The following is a 23012-nucleotide window of genomic DNA, read 5'->3' as shown; positions in this document are numbered from 1 at the left end:
TGTCTCCGAATTGTCGTTGCTATTACCAATTTTGAGCGGGGAAATAATCCGGGCCGTGAGAAGCTCAAGCTATGAGACGGATTCTATGACAGGCTCGGAGCCATTCGTACCACTCACCGAGATCGACGAGTTGGTTTTCGACTCCCTCGGAGCCGTATTGGGTGAACACCTCGTCGACCGTTCGAGCAAGTCCCTCCGGATCGGCGTCGGGAAGCTTCTGGTCGTGGTAGAGTAAGATCCCCGCGTGGTCGTACTCGTCGTGTAGCGACTCGAAATCTTTCGCGTTGTTCGTCAGCAGGACCGTACCGGACTCGCCGCACCACGTGACCAGTTCGGCGTCGGTCGTGTGTTCACCGAACCGGTCTTTCGCCTGCTTGACATCGTATCCGCGTTCCCGGAGTATTCGTTCGAAGACGCGACCGACGTGTTCGTCGAGGAGGATATGAGGCCCCGTCACTGCACGGTCTCTTTCGGCTTCAGCGACGATTCACGAAGACGCTCGAATGCCGCCTCGTTTTCCCGTTCGAGTTCCCGCATCTCTTCGATGTGAGCGTAGTAGTGAGAGAGGGACTCGTACACCTCTGAGAGGGACACGTCGAACTGATCCGCGGCCTGAGCGGGGGACTGTTCGCCACCGATTACCCGCGCGGCGACGTGGCGCACGCCGACCCGCGTTCCATCGATTCGGGGTTCGCCGCCGAGTACGTCGTCGTCGCGAATGATACTCATACGGTTGGGTTAGTCCCCTCATCGGTTATATTTTTCCGGCAGATGCCTCGTCGCAACACATCCCGATCGACGATACCCACTGCCCGTATAGAGGACTATTAAGGCAATCTAGGGCGATGAAATTGCTTAAAAAGGTGATCGACCGCTCAGGCGTCCGCCGCCGCGCCGGTCTCCAGATCGAAGTCCCACTCCTCGTAGCCGCCGGCCATGCTGGCGACGAGCACGTCGTCCTCGACGCCCTCGTAGCTGCTGATCAGCATCGCGGCCTGCTTCGACGACTGGCCGACCGGACACGCGCAGACCACGTCGGTGTCGTCCCAGTCGATGTCGGGGACCTGCGAGGGGAGGTCGCCCAGCGGGACGTTGATCGCGCCGGGGATGTGACCCTGCTCGTACTCCGCGGGCGGTCGCGTGTCGATGACGCGGACGTCGTCCTCCTGAACGCGCTCGTTGACTTCCTCGGGGGTGAGTTCTTCGACCATGATTACTCCTTCCGCATGAAGATGCGGTAGCGACCGTCGCCCGACTTCCACACCTTCGCGGTCGCGTCGTCGCCGACCGCCTTCGGGACGTTCTCCGTGCTCGGGACGTGGTCGGTCTTCTGGACCAGCACGTCGCCGGGGGAGAGCCCCGCGATCGCCTTCTTCGCCTCGACCTGCGGGTACGGACAGACCTCGCCGGTCATGTCCTGCACCTCGGTCGCGTCTTCCAAGAGCGCCTCGGCGGTCTCGTCGTCGAGCTCGTCGGGCATCTCGACGACATCGTCCCACGATGGTTGACTCATGCGGACGGGTACGGGTCCGGCCCGGTAACCCCTTTGGTGACCGGCAGGCTTCTCCCGTTCCTCTGACGGGCGATCGTCACGCACGACCGCGGTAGCCGTCGAGAACGCCGTTTCCGTCGGACTCTTATTGAGGAGCGATCTACGGGACGCATGAGCGAGTACGCCGTCGACGAGTCGACGATTTTCGAGACGCCGCTTCTGAAGCTCGACCTCGACATCGAGTCGGACGCGGACGTGTACGCGAAAGCAGAGTGGTTCAACCTCTACGACGCCCCGCACGGCGGCGGCTCGGTCAAGTCCCGGATCGCGAAGGGGATGCTGGACGGCGCCGAGGAGCGCGGCGACCTCGACCCCGGCGCCACCGTGATCGAGCCGACCTCGGGCAACACCGGCAGCGAGGTCGCGCGCCTCGCGAACGCCCGCGGATACGACGTGGAGATCGTGATGCCGGACAACGCCGCCGGCGGGAAGGTCGACGCCGTCCGCGACGCCGGCGCGGAGATCCACTTCGTCGACGCCAACCTCGGCTACGACGCGGTCATCGAGCGCTGCGAGGAGATCGTCGCCGCGGACCCCGACGCCTACTACCGGCCGAACCAGTACGAGAACCCCGACAACCCCGGCACGCACGAGCGCACGACCGCCCGGGAGATCTACGAGGCGACCGACGGCGCGGTGACCCACTTCGTCGCGGGCGTCGGCACCGGGGGGACGCTCACCGGGACGGGGCGGGGGCTGACCGACCTGACCGACGGCGCGGTCGAGATCGTCGGCTTCGAGCCGGACGAGCGGCTCCACGCCATCGACGGGCTGAAATACCTCAAGTCGGGCGACCACTACCACCCCGACACGTACGACGAGTCGGTCCTCGACCGGACGGCGTACGTCACGACCTCGGACGCGTACGACCGGGCTCGGGCGCTCCGGGAGCGCTACCTGGACAACGAAATCCCGATCGCGGACTCCGGCCAACACGACGCGGCGACGATCCGCGAGCACCTCCGGGTCGACGACCAGTTCGTCGTGGGCACGTCCTCGGGCGGGGGCGCGGCGGCGGTCGCGGGGCTCGACGAGGCGGACGCGCTCGCGGACGACGACGTGGTCGTGTTCATGCTGTGCGACCGCGGCGACAAGTACGTGGACATCCCGCTGTGGGAAGACTACTTATAAAGAAACGGACCGCATCGCCGTCGGCGCCCTACCGGCTGCCGACGATCCTACCGGCCGCCGCTGGCCGCCGGAATGACCCGGACCTGCGCGTCGTCGGGCACGTCCGCGTCGAGGCCGTCGACGGGCGTTCCCTCGACGTAGACGTTGATGAACTCCTTGATCTCGCCGTCCTCGATCACGCTGTCTCTGAGCTCCGGCCCGTGGTCGTCCGCGTGGTTCTCGAACAGTTCGCGGACCGTCTCGCCCGGGACGTCGACCTCGGAGGTCGAGGACCCGCCGACGAGCACGGCCGGCAGTTTGATCGTGGCCATACGCTCCGTTCGGTACCCACTCCAAAAAGGGGCGCGTCGGCGGCAACCTCTCCCCCCGTCCCGACGACAGAGGGCCGATGGGGCCCGGCGGCGGCGTTCCGGTCGAGGTGTGACCGGTCGCGCCGGTCGTGTGCATCGATCGCACCTCCGCGGTGCCGGCAGTACGCGCCGGTGGTCGCCCGGCTTATGCGTCCGTAGCGGTTACGTGGGGACGAATGAGCGATCTCGACCTCGACCCCACCCAGCTCGACCGATACTCCAGACACATCATCATGGACGACGTGGGTCCCGAGGGCCAGAAGGCCCTGCTCGACGCCGAGGTGCTCGTGCTCGGCGCCGGCGGGCTCGGCGCGCCGATCATCCAGTACCTCGCGGCCGCCGGCGTCGGCACCCTCGGAATCGCCGACGACGACGAGGTGGAGCTGTCGAACCTCCAGCGGCAGGTGATCCACGGGAACGACGACGTGGGGCGCAAGAAGGTCGACTCCGCCGCCGACTTCGTCGAACAGCTCAACCCCGACATCGACGTGCGGAAACACGAGATCCGCGTCCGTCCCGACAACATCGAGGGGCTGATCGACGGCTACGACTTCGTCGTCGACGGGACGGATAACTTCGCGACGCGGTACCTCGTCAACGACGCCTGCACGCTCGCCGGAATTCCCTTCTCGCACGGCTCCATCTTCAAGTTTGAGGGGCAGGTGACGACGTTCGCGGGCGACGACGACTCGCCGTGTTACCGCTGTCTGTTCCCCGAGGCGCCGCCGGCCGGGATGGTGCCGAACTGCGCGACCGCCGGCGTCCTCGGCGTCCTCCCCGGTACCGTCGGCTGTCTGCAGGCGACGGAGACGGTCAAGCACATCATCGGCGAGGGCGAGACGCTCGACGGCTCGATGCTGTTCTTCGACGCGCTCGACATGGAGTTCGACGAGGTGGAGATCCCAAAGCGCGACGACTGCCCCGTCTGCGGGGACGACCCCGCCATCGAGTCGGTCCACGACGTGGAGTACTCCGCCTCCTGCGCCATCGACGTCGGCGGCGACGACGAGGCGGAGCCGGAGATCGAAACGAGCGACTGAGAACGGTTCCGTCAGGGGTGCCGTTGTCGCGCGATCGCTGCCGGCTCGGCCGCCCGACGCTGACCGTGGGCCGGCGGCGTCAGCGCGGGGCGTGGGGCGTCAGCGCGGGGCGTGGGGCGTCAGGACGTGAACTTCCGCACGATGTCGTACCCGGCGTCGAGCACCGCGTCGGGGAGGAACCGCGCGAGCACGCCGATCCGGGCGGCGGTGCCGGGCTGGACCCGAGCCGGCGGCTGCGTCGCGCTCGCGGCGTTGACGATCGCGGCGGCGACGACCTCGGGCTCGATCGCGCCGGGACCGTCGCCCCCGATCAGCTGCGTGTCCTCGAAGATCGCGTAGAACTCCTCGTAGGCGCCGGAGCGGTCGAGCCCGCCGCCGTCGGTCGCCTCGCCGTCTCCGTCAGCGCTCCCCGCCTCCCGCCCCGCGCGCTTCGAGAAGTTCGTCCGCACGGGGCCGGGCTCGACGACGACCACGTCGATCCCGTACTCCGCGACCTCGTTGCGGAGCGCGTCCGACATGGCCTCGACCGCGAACTTCGAGCCGCTGTACACGCCGCCGCCGGGGAAGGACACCCGCCCGGCGACTGAGGAGACGTTGACGATCGTCCCGTCGCGCTCGCGGCGCATCCCGGGGAGGACGGCCTTGATGAGCCGATGGGGACCGTACACGTTCACGTCGAACTGCTCGTGGACCTTCGCAGTCGGCACGTCCTCGACCGGGCCGAACTGACCGTAGCCGGCGTTGTTGATCAGCGCGTCGATCGCGCCCTCCTCGTCCAAGATGCGGTCGACGACGCGGTCCACGTCGCTCTGGTCGGTGACGTCGAGCGTCGCCAGCTCGCAGCCCGCCTCGCCGAGCGTCTCGATGTCCGCGGGGTTCCGCGCGGTCGCGTACACGGTCCACCCCTCGTCGAGGAACGCGCGCGCCGCGCCGCGCCCGATCCCCGAGGAACAGCCGGTGATGAGTACCGTCTTCTGCACGCGTCGTCGGTCGGTCCCCGACGGCATAACTCTCCCGACCGGGCGCGAGGCGGACCGGTCGCCGCGGTCGCGGCGATCGGCCGAACGGCGGTCGGTCGAAAAAATCGGTAACAGTTGGCGGTGCAGCGGGCGCCTTACTCCTCGTCGGCGTCGCCCGCGTCCTCAGCGTCGTCCGCGGGCTCGTCCTCCTCGTCCGGGAGCAGGTCCCGCTCGGCGAGGACCGCCTCGATCTCGTCGGCCGAAAGCTCCGCGTACTCCTCGTCGTCGACCGTGATCGTGGCGACGCCGACGCCGTCGGGCGACAGCTCGCCGTCGTTCGACTGCGCGAGGGTGTCGAGCGCGAGCGCGAGCGCCTCGTCGGTCGAGAGGCCCTCCTCGTACTCCTCCTCGAGGTAGTCGCGGAGGTCGCTCCGGTCGGAGCCGATCGAGAGCGCCTGCCACTCGTAGGGGGTGCCGGAGGGGTCGGTCTCGAACAGGCGCGGCTCGCCGTTCTCGATCCCGCCGACGATCAGCGCGACGCCGAAGGGGCGCGCGCCGCCGACCTGCGTGTACTGCTGGATGTGGTCGGTGATGTTCTTCGTCAGGGTTTCGATGCCGATCGCCTCGCCGTAGCGCAGGCGGTTCACCTGCGCCTGCCGGCGCGCGAAGTCGATGAGCTGGCGCGCGTCGGCGACGTGGCCCGCGCTCGCGACGCCGACGTGGTCGTCGGCCTTGTGCAGCTTCTCGATGCTTTCCGGCTCCATCAGCGGGGACCGAGCGCGCTTGTCCGCCGCGAGGACGACGCCGTCCTCGGCGCGGACGCCGACGCTCGCGGTCCCGCGTTTCACCGCCTCCCGGGCGTACTCGACCTGGTAGAGCCTGCCGTCGGGGGAGAAGATGGTGATTCCTCGGTCGTACGCCTGCTGTTGGGATTGGCCCTGCATGATATCACTCGGTGTCGAACGCCGCCGCGCCGACGTACCCCGACCCGGTCCGCACGTCGCGCGCGTCCTCGCGCACGACAGCGGACCGCTCGGCGCCCTCGAACGCGACGTCTCGCTGTGTCGAACTACCGCCCGCGCGACCCATATATCTTTCCTCACAGGCACGCACCGTCCCCGAAATCCCGCGAACCCGGACGCCGACGGGGTCGTCGCCGACCTCGCTCACGCACGCGATCGCCGCTCGGGCATCGGCGACGTGCCCGTGACGGGCCCGGACGATCGCTTCCCCCTCGCCGTCGTCGTGCGAGAAGGACAGCAGCGTGAGGTCGGCGTCGGCGCTCCCGGCGTCGCCGAGTAGGTTGCCCGCGGCGTACCACAGCGCGCGCTGGAACGCGCGCCGCCGGATCTCGGCGTCGGGCCACGTCTCGATCCCGACCGCGAGATACCGCCAGCGCGGGCGGAGATGCTTGGGGAGGTGTTTCATCGTGCTCGACCTACTCCTCGCCCGAATCGTCGAGTCTCTCTGCGACGATCACGGCCACCTGGTCGTGGACGCGCTCGACCGCGGTCACCGCGAACCCCTCGGCGGTGAACGCCTCGACGAGGGTACCGACGGTCGCCGGGTCGTCGACCTCGGGGCCGTAGAAGGGCGCCTCGGGGTCCGGGTCCTCGAAGAACGCCACGTCGCCGAGGACGATCTGGCGAGCGCCCGTGGCGGCCATCTCGCGGATGGCCTCGCGCTTCTCGTCGTCTCCGAGGTGGTGGAGTGCGAAGTTCGAGGTGACGATATCGACCCGCCGGTCGGGGTCGACCTCGGGCTCGCGGAACTCGCCGTACGCGAACTCGACGTTGTCGACGCCCCGCTCCTCGGCCTTCCGGCGCCCTTCCTCCATCATCCCCTCGCTGATGTCGCGGGCGAGCACGCGCTCGGCGTCGGGCGCGAGCGCGAGTGCGATGGCGCCCGTGCCGGCGCCCAGATCGAGAACGACGTCGTCGGGGTTCGGGTCGGCGTCGTCTATCACGAGGCTCGCACAGGCGTGGTACTCGTCGCTCTTCGAGTCGTCGTACTCGGCGGCCTTCTCGGAGAAGCGCGCGGCGTGCTCCTCAACCGTCTTCTTCATACCTGTCCAGTCGGACCCCCGGCTCTATGAAGCTCTCGGAGCGTCGCTCTCGGTTTCGGGCCGCGATCTCGCCCCACGCTCGGAGGCCCTCCTCGACCCACTCGGCGTCGAACCCCACGGCCTCGGCGGCGTCGACGACCTCGCGCGGCGCCCGGAGTTCGAGGTGCGACCGCGGGTTCGCGCTGACGACGTGGGGCGCGTCGTAGTAGGTCACGATCTCGCGGAGCTTCCGGAGGTCCGCCAGCGCGCGGACCCGCTTCCCGCCGGTCGCCCGGAACACCGGACCGAGGTCGAACTCCACATGGACCCCGTTGTCGCGGGCGGCCTTCGCGAGAACGTGGTTGAAGTCCCCCGAGCCGTCCATCGGCCGGACCAGCACGTCGACGCGAGGCTCCTCGACCGCGAACCGATTGAGGCCGTCGTCGCCGCCGACGACGCAGACCACGGTACGGTCGGGCCGGTAGTTGCCCACCGCGCCCGAGGCGCTCGTGGCGCCGTCGGCGTCGATCTCGACCGCGTCGACGACGTCGATCCCGTACTCCTCGCGGAGCGCGGTCGCCGCGGACGAGGGGTCTCCGGGCTTCCCCGCGCTTCCGGAACCGCCGGCGTCTCCGGCCGGATCGATCGCCTCCCGCGTCCGGACGACGACCCCCTCGTAGCCGTGCCGCGCCGCGGTGGCGGCGTGGCGGGCCGGGGTCGCGTCGCCGTCGGGATGGGCGTGGACGGCCTCGTACATGCTCGCCCGTTTCGACTCCGAGGGTATCGAGGTTGCGCTTCGCCGACGGCTTTTTGCGCCCCTCCTCGGAACGTGGCGCATGGCCGCGGACTTAGCAGAGAAGACGGACCGCTACGAGCGGATGCTCGCCGACGCGCTGGAGGCCGCGGAGCCGCGCCCGCCGGCCGACACCCCGCTCGGCGATGCCGCCGCCGACGTGTCGGAGATGGCCGAGTCCTACCTAGAGGACGGGCGGCACTTCCGCGACGACGGCGACCCCGTCAACGCGCTGGCGTCGTACTCGTACGGCTACGGCTGGCTCGACGCCGGCGTCCGGATGGGGCTGTTCGCCGTTCCCGACGACACCGAGCTGTTCACGACGTGAGGCGACCTGTGACGAGTCTCGGGTCGTCGCGTCCTCTCCGTCGTCTCATGTCGTCGCGTCCCCCCCGTCGTCTCCTGTCGCCTCACTCGCCTCGCTCTCGGAGGTCGGCGAGCACGCCGGCGGTGGCGTCCATGTACGAGTCCGCCACCACGACATCGGCGGCGGCGCGGGCGGCGTCGTCGGCGTTGGCGACCGCGTACGACTCGCCGGCGACCGCGAAGGTGGACACGTCGTTCTCGCTGTCGCCGATCGCGACGAACTCGTCGGGGGCGCGGCCGAGCGCGCCCGCGACGCGTTCGAGCCCGCGGCCCTTGCTCACGCCGGTCGACTTGACGTGGTACGCGTAGCCGGTGTCGACGACCTCCACGTCGCCGCCGGCGGCCGCGGCGACCTCGCGCAACAGCGCCTCGTCGGCGTCGAGCGACAGCGCCACCTCGGTCTCGCGCCAGCGGTTGACCGTGTCGCCGGCGCCCCATCCGGGGTCGCCGCCGCGCTCGCGGAACGCCTCGACGACGGCCCGGGGGGCCTCGGGGTCGCCGAGGACCGCCGTCTCGCCGCCGACGTGCACGACGCCGCCGTTCTCGGCGACGACGGTCTCCGCGCGCCCGAGGAAGTGCGCCAGCGCGACCGGGTAGGGGAACGCCTTCCCGGTGGCGAGGACCACCGGGGCGTCCCACTCCGGCAACAGCTCGAGGACGCGGGGGTCGATCCGACCGCTCGCCGTCGTCAGCGTCCCGTCGATGTCCAGCGCGAGGGGCGGAACCATACCCGGACGTGAGGCGACGACGCGCAACTGTCTTGCGCTCGCGAGCGACCGGGGTGCGGTGAGAGGGAGGACGAGAGGGCGACGGCGAGACCGCTCAGACCGACCACGAGGGTCGGTCGAACAGCTCGCTGAACACGAGCGTCGGGAACCGCGGGACGAGCCGGCTCGGCGGTCGCCCCTTCCCGTCGCTCCGGCGGGCCGTGACCCTGTCGAGCAGCCCCGCGTCGGCGAGTTCGTAGAGGACGCGCCGCACCGTCGAGGGGGACAGGTCGACCGCCTCGCGCGAGGCGATCGTCTCCGTCGCGGCGCTCACCGACGCCCGGTCGCCCGCCGACAGGCTCACGAGCTCGTAGAGGAGCCGCCGTCGGCTCTCCGAGAGCGCGAGGACCCGCCCGAGCGCGACGCCCGGGCGCGGGACCGCCTCGATCCCGGCGTCGAGGTCCTCCGGCCGCACCGTCGAAGTGCCCGCGCGCTCGGCGGTGATCGCCGCGCCGGTCACGGCGGCGAGCGCGTCGTGGGCGTCGCCGTCGGCCCACTCGCTGACCTCCCGGATCTGATCGTGGGTGAGCGCGTCGCGTCCGAGTCCGGTCGAACACCGGGCCGTCAGCAGCTCGACGAGCACGTGTCGGCGGTACGGCTCGAACGCCACCGCCTCGTCCGGGTCCCACCCGATCGCTCCGGGCGCCTCCCGGCCGAGACACACCGGGACCACCCGGTCGCTGACGGCCGTGAGCCACTCGACGAGGGTGGTCGCGCTCGGCGTCTCCGGCTCGTTGGCGTGATCGACCGCGACGATCAGGTCGGGGGCGGTGTCGACGGCGTCCCGCAGCGACTCAGCCAACTCGTCCGTGCCGACCCCGTGTTCGGGGACGGCGTCGTCGCTGACCGCGTCGAGCGCGGCGTGGTACAGCCGGAACCGCGTCGGCGCCCGCCGCGCGTCGACGTAGACGAACCCGGGAAGCGTCGGCTCGACCGCGCGCGTCGACGTCTGGATCGCCCGGCGCGGCCCGCTGTGGGACGCGAGCCGCCGGAACAGCGCGGAGACGATCGCCGACTTCCCGCTCCCCTTCGGCCCGTGAACGTAGGCGCTCGGGGGGAGCGACCCGGAAAAGGCCGACTCGAACACGTCCAGAAGCCGTTCGATCGCCGGCCCCCGACCCACCGGCGACTCGGCGTGCGACACGGGCGAGACGGCGTCGACGTCCACGAGGACGCCCGCTCCGACGTCGTAGCCCAAGCGCCGCTCGATCCGATCGTCGATGTTCACGGGCAACCCTCCGCGGTGATCCGATAAAACCGGAGGGGAGCGCGGTCGCTACCGGCCGGAACTGGTCGTCGGCCGCGTCTCGTGTGACGTTCCATTGGTGGGTCCGGCGGTTGGTCGTGGGCGCGTGCTGCGCGCGTTGCGACCGCACGGCGACCGCCGCGCGGTCGAGTCGGTTCGGGGCCGATCGGGGGATCGGCGCTAGAGGTACCCGGCGTTCGGCAGGACGCCGAGGATGGCGAGGATGCCGACGGCAAGCATCATGATCGCGATGGCCATCGCCGGCGGGTCGACGTGGGTCCCGGAGTGCGAGTAGAACAGCCGCTGGGTGACCTCACCCACGAGACCGCTGAGGGCCCCGAGGACGCCGCCCGCGATCAGCGCGACGACGCTGCCCGCGACGGGGTCGATGACGACCGCGCCGACCGCACCGAGCAGCGTGATGTGGTGGGTCACCGGGATCTTCGCGACGCCGAGGTTCAGGAACAGCAGGCTCATCGCGGAGATGCCGTAGCCGAGGAAGATGCTCCCCGTCTGGAGCCAGATGTACCCGCCGAGAACCCCGCCGACGAGCCCGATGGCGGTGACGCCCGACCACTTGTACTGGTGCGGGAGCCACGGCTCGGTCGCCAGCCGCCCGGCGTGTTCCTGACCCCCGTCGTCGGCCATCGGATGCGACTCCTCCCGCTCGAACGGCGACATGTCGAGGAGTCCGTCGCCGGCCGGCTTCCCGACGATCGGGTAGCCGAAGACGGGCCGCGCGAGGAACGCCGTCGCGAACACCGACACCGCGATGAAGTCCGTCGGCGGCGTCATCGACAGCACGTTGAGGAAGAGGCCGTTTGCGAGCTGGGTGATCAACATCCCGATCACGCCGAATATCGCCCCGACGGCCAAGATGTCGGGCTTCGTCCCGAACGCGTACAGGATGTTCTTCCCGAAGTGGTAGTCCCAGCCGGCGGGCTCCATGTCTGGGTACTTCTTGCCGGCGTACGCCGTGGCGGCCACGCCGCCCGCGAACGCGATGTGCGGACCGGTGACCGCCCCGAATCCGATGACGCCGGTGATGCCGACCGCGAGCTCGCCGGCCGGCACCGCGTCGAGCTGGCCGACCTGACTCTGGAGGACGTTGAGCCCCTCACCGAGGAAGACGACGAACCCGGTGAAGATGAACGACGGAAGCGCGCCGAGGGCGGCGCCGAACGCCCCGCCGGCGAGGGCGGTGATGAAGAGCAGGAGGAACTGCTCCGTGCTCATCTCGATGACCGGAACTTGAAGGAGGAGTTCGTTCATGGATTACTCCTCCTGTGCCCAGTCGAGGGACTTCTCGACGGCGTCGCCCCAGCGGTCGTACAGCTTGTCGACCTCCGCTTGCTCCTTCTCGGGCGTGAATTCGCGGTCCACCTGCCAGTTGTCGCGGAGCTCGTCGACGGTGTCCCAGTAGCCCACGGCGAGGCCGGCGGCGTACGCCGAGCCGAGCGCCGTGGTCTCGTCGACCTCGGGCCGTGCGATCTCCGTCTGGATGATGTCCGACTGGAGCTGACAGAGGAAGTTGTTCTTGACCGCGCCGCCGTCGACGCGGAGACTCGTGGTCTCGACGCCGGAGTCAGCCTCCATGGCCTCGGCGACGTCGCGGGTCTGGTAGGCGATGCTTTCGAGCGTCGCCCGCACGATGTGCTCTTTGCCGGTGCCGCGGGTCATCCCGACGATGGTCCCGCGAGCGCGCCCGTCCCAGTGGGGCGCGCCGAGTCCGGTGAACGCCGGGACCATGTAGACGCCGTCGGTGGAGTCGACCGACCGCGCCAGCTCCGCGGTCTGGGCCGCGTTGTTGATCAGGTCCACGTCTTCGAGCCACTCGATCGCGGCGCCGGTGATGAAGATGGACCCTTCGAGCGCGTACTGGACGGGCTCGCCGGACATCTGGAACCCGATCGTCGTCAGGAGTCCGTGGTCGGACTCGACGGCGTCGGTGCCCGTGTTCATCAGGTAGAAGGAACCCGTGCCGTAGGTGTTCTTCGCGTCGCCCTCGTCGAAGCAGGTCTGACCGAACAGCGCCGCCTGCTGGTCGCCCAGGGCGCCGGCGACCGGGACCGCCTCGCCGAGGAAGCCGTCCGCGTCGGTGTGACCGTAGTACTCCTCGTCGGAGGAGGGGCGTACCTCGGGCACCATCTCCTTCGGCACGTCGAACTCCGCCAAGAGCTCGTCGTCCCACTCCAGCTCCCGGATGTTGTACAGCATCGTCCGGGAGGCGTTGGTGACGTCCGTGATGTGGTTGCCCGTCAGGTTGTCGATGAGCCACGAGTCGATCGTCCCCATGACGAGCTCGCCCTCGCGGGCGCGGTCGCGGAGGTCGCCGCCGCGGGAGCTCTGCATCTTGAGCGGCTCGGCGTTGTCGAGAATCCACTCGGTCTTGGTCGCGGAGAAGTACGCGTCGGCCTCGAGGCCGGTCTTCTCGCGGATCTCCTCGACCTTGCCCGCCTCCTGCAGCTCCTCGACGCGGTCCGTGGTCCGACGGTCCTGCCACACGAGGGCGTTGTGGACCGGCTTCCCCGTCTCGCGGTCCCAGACGATCGTCGTCTCGCGCTGGTTCGTGATCCCGATGGCCTCGAGCTGGTCCGCCTCCAGCCCCGCGTCGGCGAGGCCGTCGAGGACGACCTGCTTGGTGTTCTCCCAGATCTCGATCGGGTCGTGCTCGACCCAGCCCGGGTTGGGATAGATCTGTTCGTGCTGTTCGTAGGCGTTCGCGACGACCTGCCCCTCGTGGTCGAACACCATGAATCGGGTGCCAGTCGTCCCTTGGTCTATCGCACCGACGTACTGTGTCATGTGTTGGATCCCTCCTGTGGCGCTGGTCCGCTCGCGGCGTCGGCGACGATCGCACGGCGAGCGCCGACCGAGGGCACCGTTCGTCCCCCGGAGCGTCGAGCGCGACGCCGCGTTCGCCCCGCCACCGGCCGAGCCGTCGTCCGCACCTCTCCCGGTGAGGCGGTGTCGCCGCCGCGATATATCTTCACGGAAGCTACCACGCCACCCGTGAACATAATGTACTACCATAATAATCTTCCTGTTAAAATCCGGAATTCGTGGCGAGCGAAAAAGTAGACACATAAACTAACCGATGTCGACAACCATTGTACTACTTGAACGTCCCTGATTGTTATGGACGGCTCCCTCCATGAGGTAAAGTAAAGTGGACGGGGTCCGACCGGTTCGACATGGATCGACAGGTGGACGTCGTCGTCGTCGGCGGGGGATCGACGGGGTGCGGCGTCGTCAGGGACTTGGCTCGGCGGGGGCTCGACGCGGTGCTCGTCGAGAAGGGGAACCTGACGCACGGCACGACGGGGCGGATGCACGGGCTCTTACACAGCGGGGGGCGGTACGCGGTCTCCGACCGGAAGAGCGCGCGCGAGTGCATCGAGGAGAACATGGTGGTCCGCGAGATCGCGGGCCACTGCGTCGAGGAGACCGGCGGGCTGTTCGTCAAGCGTCCGGAGGACTCCGAGGAGTACTTTCAGGAGAAGCTGGAGGGGTGCCGCGCCTGCGACATCCCGGTCGAGGTGATCGACGGCGAGGAGGCGCGGAGTCGCGAGCCGTACCTCGCCCGCGACGTGGAGAAGGCGATCGCGCTGCCGGACGGTGCGGTCGACCCCTTCCGCCTCTGCGTCGCCAACGCGGCCGACGCCCGCGAGCACGGCGCCCGGATCGAGACGCACGCCCCGGTGACCGACGTGCTCGTCGAGGACGGCGCGGTCGTCGGCGTCGAGGTCGAACACGAGACCGGTCCCGGCGAGCGCGTCCACCGCGAGCCGGGATCGACCGAGGAGATCCGCGCGCGCCACGTCGTCAACGCCACCGGGGCGTGGGCGGGCAACGTCGGCGAGATGGCCGGCGTCGACGTGGAGGTGCGCCCCTCGAAGGGCGTGATGACGGTGATGAACACCCGGCAGGTCGACACCGTGATCAACCGGTGTCGGCCGAAGGGCGACGCCGACATCGTCGTTCCACACGAGACCGCCTGCATCCTCGGCACGACCGACGAGGAGGTCGACGACCCCGAGGACTACCCCGAGGAGGAGTGGGAGGTCGACCTGATGATCGAGACGCTCTCGGAGCTGGTCCCGGCGCTGAAGGACGCCCGGACGCTGCGGTCGTTCTGGGGCGTTCGTCCCCTCTACGAGCCCCCCGGAACCGGCACCGAGGACCCGACCGACATCACGCGCGACTACTTCCTCTTGGACCACGGCGACCGCGACGACCTGCCGGGGATGACCACCATCGTCGGCGGAAAGCTCACCACCTACCGCATGATGGCCGAGTCCATCAGCGACCACGTCTGCGACGCGCTCGGCCACGACGCCGCCTGCGACACCGCCGACGCGCCGCTGCCGGGCTCGGAGGACCCGGCGCGCATGGACGAGCTGATGGACGAGTTCGGGCTCCGGTCCCCGGTGGCCCGCCGGTCCGGTCAGCGGCTCGGCTCGCGCGCCGACGACGTGCTCTCCTCGTCCGACCCGAACCCCGTCGTCTGCGAGTGCGAGGGCGTCACCCGCGCGGAGATACGGGACGCGATCGGCGGGGCGGGCAGCGACCTCAACGCGGTCCGGCTGCGCACCCGCGCCTCGATGGGGAACTGTCAGGGCGGGTTCTGCTCGCACCGGATCGCCGCGGAGCTGGCACGGGAGTACCCGGAGCCGGTGGTCCGCGACGCGGAAGACGAGCTGTACCAGGAGCGCTGGAAGGGCCAGCGGCACGCGCTGTGGGGGCGCCAGCTCTCGCAGGCGATGCTGAATCACCTGCTGCACGCCACCACGATGAACCGCGACGGCGACCCGGCGAACCTCGACGGCGAGGTCGACTTCGGGGCGTTCGACGCGGGAACCGCGGCGACCGACGGCGGTCGCGCAGCTGACGACGCGAGCGCGAACGGCGGTCGCGCAGCTGACGACGCGAGCGCCAACGGAGGGACCGATGGCGATCGATAGCGACGTGCTCGTCGTCGGCGGGGGGGTGGCGGCGATCACCGCAGCGATCGCGGCGGCCCGCGAGGGCGCCGACGTGCGGCTCGTCTCCCACAAGGCGAGCACGCTCCGGCAGGCCTCGGGGCTGATCGACGCGCTCGGCTACGTGCCGGCGACGGAGCCAGCACGACCCCTGCGCGACGGACCGCCGACCGCGGGCCGCGAGCTCGACCGCGACGACTGGCCCGACCCGGATGGCCCCCTCGCCGATCCCTTCGAGGCGATCGACCGGCTCCCGGAGACCCACCCCTACCGGGTCCTCGGCGCCGACGCGCTCCGGGAGGGGTTGGACCTGTTCGACGAACTCGCGGGCGACGCGTACCGCGGGAGTCACACCGACACCAACGCGCTCCTCCCGACGTTCGGCGGGAGCGTGAAGCCGATCGCGCGCTACCCTGCCGCCGCCGAGGCCGGCCTCGCGAGCGACGACCGGCCCGCCCTCATCGTCGGGTTCCGGTCGCTCACCGAGTACGACGCGCGCGCCTTCGCGGGGCGGCTGGAGGCCGCGGGCGTCCCCTTCGACGTCGCCGGCGCGGAGGTGGAGTTCGCCGAGGCGTTCCGGGCGGACACGAAGGTCACCCGGCTCGCGAAGGCGCTCGACCACGACGAGGCGATCGACGGGACGCCCGCCCGCGAGGCGCTGGCGAAGGCGGTCGCGCCCCACCTTCACGACGTGGTCGACGAGGCTGGCGGCGTCGAGCGCGTCGGCTTCCCGGCGTTCCTCGGCGATCAGGCGGGCGACGCGGTGCGCGCCGAGCTTGCCGACCGGCTCGGCGCCGACGTCTTCGAGATCCCGATGGGGCCGCCGAGCCTCCCCGGCCTGCGGCTGGAGGACCGGCTGTACGACGCGCTCGACGCCGAAGGCGTCCGGTTCGAGACCGGCAACCCCGTCGTCGGGATCGAGACCGAGGCGGACGGGGCGATCGAGACGGTCGCGGTCGACCGGAAGGGCCGGGAGACGCCGTACGGCGCCGACGCCTTCGTGCTCGCGACCGGCGGGCTCGTCGGGAAGGGACTCGACTCGGACCGCGAGGGCGTCCGCGAGCCCGTCTTCGACCTGCACGTCAAGCAGCCGGCGGACCGCTACGAGTGGTTCGTCGACGACGCGTTCGGCGACCAGCCGTACGCGCGCTTCGGCGTGCGGATCGGCGAGGACGGGCGCGCGCTGGACGCGGCCGGCGACGCGGCGTACGACAACGTCTTCGCGGCCGGCGGGGTCGTCGGCGGCGCGGACGTGGCGAGAGAGAAGTCCGCGAGCGGGGTGTCGCTCGCGACGGGGATCGTGGCGGGACGGCAGGCGGCGACGGAGGCAACTCAATGACACGACACACGGACGACGACGGGGACGCGGAGGAGGGGAACGGAACGGGAGGCGCGGACGGGTCTGCCGGTGGCGACCGCGACGAGAGCGAGCCCGCGGCCACCCCCGGCGTCCCGGAGGCGGGACGCGACGAGCAGCCGTCGATCTTCGTCCCCGACGACGGGGAGGTTCCCGAGGCGGGAGCCGGTGACGGCCTCGCCGCGGACTCCGCCGCGGGCGGCGACCCGACCGCGGACCGCGCCGCCACCGACGGCGGCGTCGAGAGCGCGACCGGCGGGAGCGACTCGGTCGAACTCGACCCGGACGCGTACGATCCGGTGGACGTGTTCCCGGGCGGCGATCTGGATCTCCGGGAGGGCGCCGACTCCTGTTACAAGTGCACGAGCTGTGACACCTCCTGTCCGGTCGCCGAGGTCGACGAGGAGTTCCCGGGGCCGAAGTTCCAAGGGCCGGAGCAGTGGCGGCTCAAGCGCAAGGACGACCACGACATCGACGAGTCGATCACCTCCTGTTCGAACTGCATGCGCTGTGACGACGCGTGCCCCTCCTCCGTGCCGCTCTCGCAGATGCACAACGAGGCCCGCGGCCAGTTCGTCGAGGAACAGATGGAGAAGCTCTCGCGGGAGTACATCCGGAACCGCATCCTCTCGAACTACCGCTTCTTCGCGTCCATCGCGAGCAAGGTGCCGCGGCTGGCGAACGCCGCGACGAAGATCCCGGGCGCGATGACGCTCGGCGAGAAGGTGCTCGGGATCGCGGGCGACCGCGAGTTCCCCGACTTCGCCACCGAGACCTTCCGCGAGTGGTGGAAGGCCCGCGGCGGCGCGAAGGTGGAGAACCCCGACAAGCGCGTCGCGTACTTCCACGGCTGCTACTCCAACTACAACACGCCGGAGGTCGGCAAGGCATTGGTCTCAGTCTACGAGCACTTCGGCTACGAGGTGCTGGTGCCCCCGCAGAAGTGCTCCGGCACGCCGATGTTCGCGAACGGCATGCTGAAGGACGCGCGCCGGCACGCGGAGACGAACGTCGAGAACCTCGTCGAGGCGATCGGCGAGGGCGCCGACGTGATCGCCTCCTGTACCTCCTGCTCGCTGTCGCTGCGGCAGGAGTACCCCGAGCTGTTCGACATCCACGGGATCGAGGACGTCTCCGAGCACACCTACGAGGCGCTGGAGTACCTCCGGATCAACGAGGATCTGGAGGGCGAACTGGCGGGGACCGAGCTCGCCGACGAGCAGGCGTTCGCCTACCACGCGCCGTGTCACGCCCGCAATCAGGGACTCTCGCGGCAGGCCGTCGAGACGTTCCGCGACGTCGACGGCGTGGAGATGGAGGACGTCGGCGACTCCTGTTCGGGCATCTCCGGCACCTACGGCTGGAAGGCGGAGAAGTACGAGACATCGATGGAGATCGGCGCCGAGATGTTCGAGCACATGGAGGACGCCGAGGGCGACGTGGGGATGACCGAGTGCCCGACCTGCGCGATGCAGATGGAACACGGCACCGGCTACGAGGTCGAGCACCCGCTCCAGCTGCTCGAAGACGCGGTCGGCGCGTAGGATCGCCCGAATTTGGACAGACGGCTTGCCACGGTCAACCCGTTTTTCAGGCCGGATAACCGCGAAGGAACGTTTATCGGCGCAACTGGCGGAGTCCGAGCACGTGACGCTCGCACAGTTCCTCGACCGGTCGACGGCGTCGACCGGTCCATCGTCCTCGTCAACCGCACCGACCCGGACCCCGTGTTGAACATGCTCGCCGACACGACGTTCTCGCTGCGCGGGTGCCCGGAGTCGAACCGCCAGAAGCTCCTCTTGATCACCGTCTCGCGGTTCATCGAGCGGGCCGCCTGGACGGCGAGCGACGGGACGATCCGGTCGTCGTTCCAACGGCTCTCGCGGCTCGACGACGAGGTCGGAACGCGCGACGTGTACGAGCGCGTGTCGGCGACGGGCGTCGACACGCGCCTCTACGGGGTCCCGGACGGCCTCTCGTCGGACCTCGACGCGGTGATTCACGCCGGCGACGGCGCGGACTTCACCGACAGCTGGTTCGTGGCTCAGGCGCCCGCCGAGCGGTCGGCGATCCGCGGCGCCGGAGAGCCGGGTCGCCCCGAGCGTTCCGGGCCACCCCGAGCGTTCCGGGTCACCCCGAGCGTTCCGGGTCACCCCGAGCGTTCCGGGTCACCCCGAGCGTTCCGGGTCACCCCGAGCGTTCCGGGTCGATCACGTCGTCGTCGACCCGCCGGATACTCTCGGCCAGGCGTGAGTCCTCGGGAACGGCGCTCAGGAACGCCGCGGAACCGAACGGCGCGTCCCCGTTGACCGACACCATCCCGAGGTCGGCGGGGTCGCCGTCGAGCCCGGTGAGGAACGCAACGGTCCGGACAGCGGGTACGTCGTCGACCCGCGCCGCCGCGTCGACGGAGCCGTACAGCGACCGGTGGGTGGCGACGTGATGGACGCAGGTCGGGGTCGGCGCGAAACAGAGCAGGTACCGCGCGCCCGGCTCGGTGCGGCCGAGCTTCGGGCGGAGCGCGTGGCTCGCGTCGGCGTGGAAGTACCGCTCCATCCGACGGTACTGCCGGAGGACCTCGTTGGCGCCGGTCGCGCGTCGAACGGCGGCGTCGCCCTTGAGTTCGATGACGTGGTCGACGCGTTCGGGCGTGCGGAGGCGGACGTACACGTCGACGACTCCCCTGCGCCCCTCCGCGTCGTACGGCTCCTCCAGCCGGACCTCGGGGTCGTCGTGGACCGCCGCGTAGTGATCGACCACGCGAGTCGCCAGCTCGTCCTCCCGCATGCACCGATCACGGTGGCGCCACCGAATAAAGCCGCCGACGGCGGGCCGCTCCACCCGCGAGACGGCCGACGATCGGTTCTCGAATTACGGAGTTCATCAAGGGGTTTGTAAGGCTCGAACCCCTACCGCGAAGCGATGTCTGATAAACTGTCCAGACGGCGGTACGTCGCCGGAACCGGAGCCGCGCTGACCCTGGGAACGCTCGCCGGCTGTTCCGGCGGCGGGGACGGCGGGGACAGTTCGGACGGCTCCGACGGTTCCGACGGTTCAGACGGCTCCGACGGCGGATCGCCGGCCGACGACGTCCCGAGCGAGGTCGACGAGTACCTCGCCGACGCCCGGCTGTACGACGGGACGATCATGGACTACACCGGCAAGGACGAAGTCACGGTCGCGGTCGGCGCCGGCGACGTGGGATTCGCCTTCGATCCGCCCGCGATCCGGATCGACTCCAGCACGACCGTCGTCTGGGAGTGGACCGGTCAGGGCGGCTCCCACAACGTGGTCTCCGCCGAGAACTCCGAATCCGACTTCGAGAGCGGCAACACCGTCGGCGAGGAGGGCCACACGTTCGAGCAGTCGTTCGACGACACCGGTATCCAGCTCTACTACTGCACTCCCCACCAAGGGAACGGGATGCTCGGCGCTATCGAAGTCGTCGAAGCGTAACTCGGGCCACCGACCGCGGTTCGTTTTTCGCAGGCGCCGACTCGTTAGCGACGCAATCGATCGCGTCGATCGCGGAGTCAACGGCAGAGCCCGCCGGCTACGAGAGGAACGACCACCGCACGTCGACGATCCGGTCGTGCTCGCTCGTGACCGTCGGGCGCGCGAGGTGGTCGTTCGCGTTGACGCCGGCGTCGGCCAGCCGCGAAAGCGACTCCTCCAACGTGCGATCGGAGCGCTCGACCGACGAGTCGCGGACGTACGGCGCGTCGAGGGGGTCCGACCGGGAGTTCGAGATCTCGATCGCGTCCGTGAGTTCGCCGCCGATCGCGTACGCCGGCTGGTGGAACTGCCACCCGTCGACGGACAGGAAGAGCCACACGTCGCCGTTGATCGCGTGGTACTCCCCGGAGACGCGGGACGGATCGTGGGCGACGACGCGGGAGAGGACGGCCGTCTTCGTCCGATAGAGCGCGTCCTTGCGGGCCGACCGGACGTTGCTCTCGGTGAGGTCGCCGCGCTCGTAGGCGGCGGTCGCCGCGTCGGAGAACTGCTTCGCGACCTTGTTGACGACGTACAGCGATTCGAGCAGATCGTCCGTCGGTTCGAGCGGGTCCACGGTGACATCGGTCGGCGACTGCGACCGGCGTGAGGTGGGTGCGTCGCGCGGATAGGCGTTTCGGGATGCCGATCGGTGTTCGGGGCCTCCCGTCGATGCCGATCGGGGACGGCCGGCGCCCGGCGCGACCGCGTCCCCCGGATGGTTAATTCTTTAAGCGTACGGACGAAGGCAGAGGCAAGCAATGTCGGACGACTCGCTCAAACTGTACACCGCGATCTACGTCGCGCTCCTGATTGCGGCGGCCCTCAACTTCGTTTTCTTCGAGGCCGAATTCCTCGACTTCACCTACGCGCAGGCGCTCGGCGGCACGCTCGTGATCGCGACGGTCAAAACCCTGCTCATCGTCGGGTACTTCCAGCACCTCCGGTGGGAGAATCGCTCGCTCACCTACGTGATGTCGCTCGCGCTCGCGCTCACCATGCTGCTGATGGCCGCCGCGACGTACTCCATCTCGTAGACCGCCTCGCGGCAGTTCGATCTTCACGCGTCATCGCGTTCGACTTCGTTTCTCTCCCGTCGCCAACTCTGCCGCCTGTGTGTTTTTTGTAGCCGCGCGTGAATGAGCCGGTATGGATCTCCGATCTGCAACGCTCGACGACATCGACGCGATCCGGACGGTCGCGCGCGAATCGCTGATCGCTTCCTACGGCCACGCCGTCGACGAGACGCTGCTTGCGGAGGCGGTCGACGAGTGGTACGACCCCGACGAGCTTGGCGCGGACATCGGCGACGAGGACACGGTGTTCCCGGTGGCCGTCGTCGACGACGATGTCGTCGGGTTCGCCGAGAGCTACGTCGTCGGTCGGCGCGAGCGCGTCGGCGAGATCGACTGGCTCCACGTCCACCCGGACCACCGCGAGTCGGGAATCGGCTCCGCGCTCTTGGAACGGGTGGAGTCGGAGCTCCGCGCAGCCGACGTCGACCGCATCGAGGCGCGCGTCCTCGTCGCCAACGAGGCCGGGACGGCGTTCTACGAGCGCGAGGGGTACGACCTCGACGGCGAGCGCGCGGTGGAGATCGGCGACGAGACGTTCGACGAGCGAGAGTACCGGAAGCAGATCGGGCGGTTGACCGGCATCTCCGAGGGAACCTACGAGACGGACGACGGCGAGACCGTCCACGTCGCCTTCGACGAGAGCGATCGCGGCTCCCACGCCCCGTTTTACGTCGCGTACGCCGACGCCGACCTGTCTCGGCGGTACGGCTACCTCTGCGGGAACTGCGAGGGGACGAACGTCGCCATCGACACGATGGACCGGATGGAGTGCCGCGACTGCGGCAACCGCCGCAAGCCGGCCCGGTGGGACGCGGCGTACTGAGCCGCGCGTCCCGCGTCTCCCGGCCTACAGCGTCTCCTTCACGCCCAGCACGCGCTCCTCGGCCTCTCGGCCCGGTTCCCACTCGTCGCCGTCGCGGTCGGCGTCCCGGTGTTCGGCGACGGTCCGCGCCATCGCCTCGTCGACCGGCGTCGACTCCCACCCGAGATCGGCGAGCGCGCACGTGTCGAGCAGGTGCGGGTACTCCCGGTACAACACGAAATCGTCCGGTTCGAGGCCGCCGGCCGCCAGCGCGTCGGCACTCGCCGTGACGACCTCGCAGTCGGCGCCGGCCGCGTCGGCGATCGTCTCCAGCGTCTCTTCGAGGGTGAGCGCCCGGCGGTCGCCCACGTTGTACGCCGCCCCCGCCTCGCCGCGCTCGGCGACGATCCGGAGCGCGCTCGCCACGTCTTCGACGTACGCGCGGTGCCAGAGGTTCTGCCCGTCGCCGGGGACGACGACGCGGTCGTGAGAGAGCACGCGGTCGATCCAGTAGTCGAGCCGCTCCGTGTAGTCGTACGGGCCGTAGACGATACAGGGACGCACCGCCATCGCTCGGACTCCCTCCTCGGCGGCCGCGAAGACGGCGCGGTCGCCCTCGGCCTTCCGGTTCCCGTAGGTCTCCGAGGCGTCGTCGGTCGCCTGTTCGGGCGTGCACGGTCGAAGCGGCGTCTCTCCCTCGCGTTTGGGGACCTCCTCCGCGGCGTAGCTGTCCCCGGACGAGACGTACACGTACCCCTCCACGTCGGCGAACACCTCCGTGGCCGTCTCCACGTCGGCCGGCTGGTAGGCGACGCAATCGATCACGACGTCGGGCTCGACCGAGAGCTTCGCGGTCCGGAGGTCCCGTTCGTTCGTCCGGTCGCCCTCGACGTGGGTCACTCGATCGTCGTCGGAAAACGGATTCTCGTGGGTGCCCCGGTTCAGCATGCCGACCTCGTAGCCGTTCGCGAGCAGGTCGGAGACGGTGTGTCGGCCGATGAACCGAGTCCCACCGATGACGAGCGCCGTATCGGTCATACCGATCATCCGGG

Annotated in this window: 26 protein-coding genes and 1 pseudogene; 10 read left to right on the top strand and 17 right to left on the bottom strand. The window is 69.7% G+C overall.

The genetic code is table 11. From position 1 onward, the window contains the following. Positions 1 to 64 precede the first annotated feature (64 nt). From ESO89_RS12920 to ESO89_RS12905, 4 genes are all read right to left on the bottom strand, one after another. Complete coding sequence (locus ESO89_RS12920) at positions 65 to 457, bottom strand: DUF5615 family PIN-like protein (RefSeq protein WP_128905891.1); 393 nt, start codon at positions 455 to 457, stop codon at positions 65 to 67. Continuing rightward, on the bottom strand, positions 454 to 729 hold the full coding sequence (locus ESO89_RS12915) for a DUF433 domain-containing protein (protein ID WP_128905890.1): 276 nt from the start codon (positions 727 to 729) through the stop codon (positions 454 to 456). Before ESO89_RS12915 ends, ESO89_RS12920 begins: the two co-directional genes overlap by 4 nt. A gap of 146 nt (positions 730 to 875) precedes the next feature. Beyond that, positions 876 to 1211: a rhodanese-like domain-containing protein gene (locus tag ESO89_RS12910; protein ID WP_128905889.1), complete on the bottom strand. Its 336-nt coding sequence runs from the start codon at positions 1209 to 1211 to the stop codon at positions 876 to 878. Positions 1212 to 1213: 2 nt separating this feature from the next. Continuing rightward, positions 1214 to 1513, bottom strand: coding sequence for a sulfurtransferase TusA family protein (locus ESO89_RS12905; RefSeq protein ID WP_128905888.1), 300 nt, complete (start codon positions 1511 to 1513; stop codon positions 1214 to 1216). Positions 1514 to 1663: 150 nt separating this feature from the next. Here ESO89_RS12905 and ESO89_RS12900 point away from each other — a divergent pair, with 150 nt between their 5' ends. Further along, positions 1664 to 2683 (top strand): PLP-dependent cysteine synthase family protein, encoded by a 1020-nt coding sequence (locus tag ESO89_RS12900; protein WP_128905887.1) that lies wholly within the window; start codon positions 1664 to 1666, stop codon positions 2681 to 2683. 47 nt (positions 2684 to 2730) lie between these two features. On the opposite strand, the gene ESO89_RS12895 is transcribed toward ESO89_RS12900, so the two are convergent. Continuing rightward, the gene (locus ESO89_RS12895; protein WP_128905886.1) at positions 2731 to 2994 is read right to left on the bottom strand and encodes a MoaD/ThiS family protein; all 264 of its coding nucleotides are present in this window, start codon (positions 2992 to 2994) and stop codon (positions 2731 to 2733) included. A gap of 215 nt (positions 2995 to 3209) precedes the next feature. Here ESO89_RS12895 and ubaA point away from each other — a divergent pair, with 215 nt between their 5' ends. Then, positions 3210 to 4073, top strand: coding sequence for an SAMP-activating enzyme E1 (gene ubaA, locus ESO89_RS12890; RefSeq protein ID WP_128905885.1), 864 nt, complete (start codon positions 3210 to 3212; stop codon positions 4071 to 4073). A gap of 119 nt (positions 4074 to 4192) precedes the next feature. Here the strand turns inward: ubaA and ESO89_RS12885 are convergent, their stop codons facing one another. From ESO89_RS12885 to ESO89_RS12865, 5 genes are all read right to left on the bottom strand, one after another. Beyond that, positions 4193 to 5080 (bottom strand): SDR family oxidoreductase, encoded by an 888-nt coding sequence (locus ESO89_RS12885; protein WP_128905884.1) that lies wholly within the window; start codon positions 5078 to 5080, stop codon positions 4193 to 4195. Positions 5081 to 5187: 107 nt separating this feature from the next. After that, a complete protein-coding gene (gene psmA, locus ESO89_RS12880; protein ID WP_128905883.1) occupies positions 5188 to 5976 on the bottom strand; it encodes an archaeal proteasome endopeptidase complex subunit alpha in 789 nt (262 codons plus the stop codon). 4 nt (positions 5977 to 5980) lie between these two features. Continuing rightward, entirely contained in the window at positions 5981 to 6460 is a 480-nt protein-coding gene (locus ESO89_RS12875) for an Rpp14/Pop5 family protein (RefSeq protein WP_128905882.1), read from the bottom strand. A gap of 10 nt (positions 6461 to 6470) precedes the next feature. Further along, the gene (locus ESO89_RS12870) at positions 6471 to 7097 is read right to left on the bottom strand and encodes a class I SAM-dependent methyltransferase (RefSeq protein WP_128905881.1); all 627 of its coding nucleotides are present in this window, start codon (positions 7095 to 7097) and stop codon (positions 6471 to 6473) included. Next, positions 7081 to 7833 (bottom strand): RNase P subunit p30 family protein, encoded by a 753-nt coding sequence (locus ESO89_RS12865; protein WP_128905880.1) that lies wholly within the window; start codon positions 7831 to 7833, stop codon positions 7081 to 7083. The genes ESO89_RS12870 and ESO89_RS12865 overlap by 17 nt, the downstream gene beginning before the upstream one ends. Positions 7834 to 7912: 79 nt before the next feature. Between ESO89_RS12865 and ESO89_RS12860 the strand changes: the two genes are divergently transcribed. Continuing rightward, positions 7913 to 8197 (top strand): DUF357 domain-containing protein, encoded by a 285-nt coding sequence (locus ESO89_RS12860; protein ID WP_128905879.1) that lies wholly within the window; start codon positions 7913 to 7915, stop codon positions 8195 to 8197. Positions 8198 to 8279: 82 nt separating this feature from the next. On the opposite strand, the gene ESO89_RS12855 is transcribed toward ESO89_RS12860, so the two are convergent. From ESO89_RS12855 to glpK, 4 genes are all read right to left on the bottom strand, one after another. Beyond that, entirely contained in the window at positions 8280 to 8963 is a 684-nt protein-coding gene (locus ESO89_RS12855; RefSeq protein WP_128905878.1) for an HAD-IIB family hydrolase, read from the bottom strand. 94 nt (positions 8964 to 9057) lie between these two features. Next, the gene (locus tag ESO89_RS12850) at positions 9058 to 10230 is read right to left on the bottom strand and encodes a Cdc6/Cdc18 family protein (protein WP_128905877.1); all 1173 of its coding nucleotides are present in this window, start codon (positions 10228 to 10230) and stop codon (positions 9058 to 9060) included. Positions 10231 to 10428: 198 nt separating this feature from the next. Beyond that, positions 10429 to 11520, bottom strand: coding sequence for a hypothetical protein (locus ESO89_RS12845; protein ID WP_128905876.1), 1092 nt, complete (start codon positions 11518 to 11520; stop codon positions 10429 to 10431). A gap of 3 nt (positions 11521 to 11523) precedes the next feature. Beyond that, on the bottom strand, positions 11524 to 13053 hold the full coding sequence (gene glpK / locus ESO89_RS12840) for a glycerol kinase GlpK (RefSeq protein ID WP_128905875.1): 1530 nt from the start codon (positions 13051 to 13053) through the stop codon (positions 11524 to 11526). 389 nt (positions 13054 to 13442) lie between these two features. On the opposite strand from glpK, the gene glpA reads away from it, so the two are divergent. The 4 genes and pseudogenes from glpA to ESO89_RS19025 all read left to right on the top strand — a co-directional run. Beyond that, positions 13443 to 15212, top strand: a complete 1770-nt coding sequence (gene glpA / locus ESO89_RS12835; protein ID WP_128905874.1) for an anaerobic glycerol-3-phosphate dehydrogenase subunit GlpA — start codon at positions 13443 to 13445, stop codon at positions 15210 to 15212. Further along, entirely contained in the window at positions 15199 to 16569 is a 1371-nt protein-coding gene (gene glpB, locus ESO89_RS12830; RefSeq protein WP_128905873.1) for a glycerol-3-phosphate dehydrogenase subunit GlpB, read from the top strand. Before glpA ends, glpB begins: the two co-directional genes overlap by 14 nt. Further along, positions 16566 to 18131 carry an anaerobic glycerol-3-phosphate dehydrogenase subunit C gene (locus tag ESO89_RS12825; RefSeq protein WP_128905872.1) on the top strand — a complete coding sequence of 522 codons (1566 nt, stop codon included), beginning with the start codon at positions 16566 to 16568 and terminating at the stop codon, positions 18129 to 18131. The genes glpB and ESO89_RS12825 overlap by 4 nt, the downstream gene beginning before the upstream one ends. A 195-nt stretch (positions 18132 to 18326) precedes the next feature. After that, positions 18327 to 18647: pseudogene (locus tag ESO89_RS19025) on the top strand (hypothetical protein); the annotation flags it as partial. A 127-nt stretch (positions 18648 to 18774) separates the two neighbouring features. Here ESO89_RS19025 and ESO89_RS12815 read toward each other — a convergent pair. Then, complete coding sequence (locus tag ESO89_RS12815) at positions 18775 to 19374, bottom strand: hypothetical protein (protein WP_128905871.1); 600 nt, start codon at positions 19372 to 19374, stop codon at positions 18775 to 18777. A 135-nt stretch (positions 19375 to 19509) separates the two neighbouring features. Here ESO89_RS12815 and ESO89_RS12810 point away from each other — a divergent pair, with 135 nt between their 5' ends. Continuing rightward, the gene (locus ESO89_RS12810; RefSeq protein WP_128905870.1) at positions 19510 to 20043 is read left to right on the top strand and encodes a halocyanin domain-containing protein; all 534 of its coding nucleotides are present in this window, start codon (positions 19510 to 19512) and stop codon (positions 20041 to 20043) included. 97 nt (positions 20044 to 20140) lie between these two features. Here the strand turns inward: ESO89_RS12810 and ESO89_RS12805 are convergent, their stop codons facing one another. Then, positions 20141 to 20659: a hypothetical protein gene (locus tag ESO89_RS12805; protein ID WP_128905869.1), complete on the bottom strand. Its 519-nt coding sequence runs from the start codon at positions 20657 to 20659 to the stop codon at positions 20141 to 20143. A gap of 184 nt (positions 20660 to 20843) precedes the next feature. Between ESO89_RS12805 and ESO89_RS12800 the strand changes: the two genes are divergently transcribed. Both ESO89_RS12800 and ESO89_RS12795 read left to right on the top strand, forming a co-directional pair. After that, complete coding sequence (locus tag ESO89_RS12800; protein ID WP_128905868.1) at positions 20844 to 21119, top strand: cytochrome C oxidase subunit IV family protein; 276 nt, start codon at positions 20844 to 20846, stop codon at positions 21117 to 21119. Positions 21120 to 21231: 112 nt separating this feature from the next. Then, positions 21232 to 21981 (top strand): GNAT family N-acetyltransferase, encoded by a 750-nt coding sequence (locus ESO89_RS12795; protein WP_128905867.1) that lies wholly within the window; start codon positions 21232 to 21234, stop codon positions 21979 to 21981. Positions 21982 to 22005: 24 nt separating this feature from the next. On the opposite strand, the gene ESO89_RS12790 is transcribed toward ESO89_RS12795, so the two are convergent. After that, positions 22006 to 22998, bottom strand: coding sequence for an NAD-dependent epimerase/dehydratase family protein (locus ESO89_RS12790; protein ID WP_128905866.1), 993 nt, complete (start codon positions 22996 to 22998; stop codon positions 22006 to 22008). Positions 22999 to 23012 lie beyond the last annotated feature (14 nt).

It is taken from the genome of Halorubrum amylolyticum (assembly GCF_004114995.1).
GTDB classification, from domain to species: Archaea; Halobacteriota; Halobacteria; order Halobacteriales; family Haloferacaceae; genus Halorubrum; species Halorubrum amylolyticum.
The sequence above is the reverse complement of the archived record's forward strand: the minus strand, read 5'-3'. Positions and strand labels throughout refer to the sequence as shown.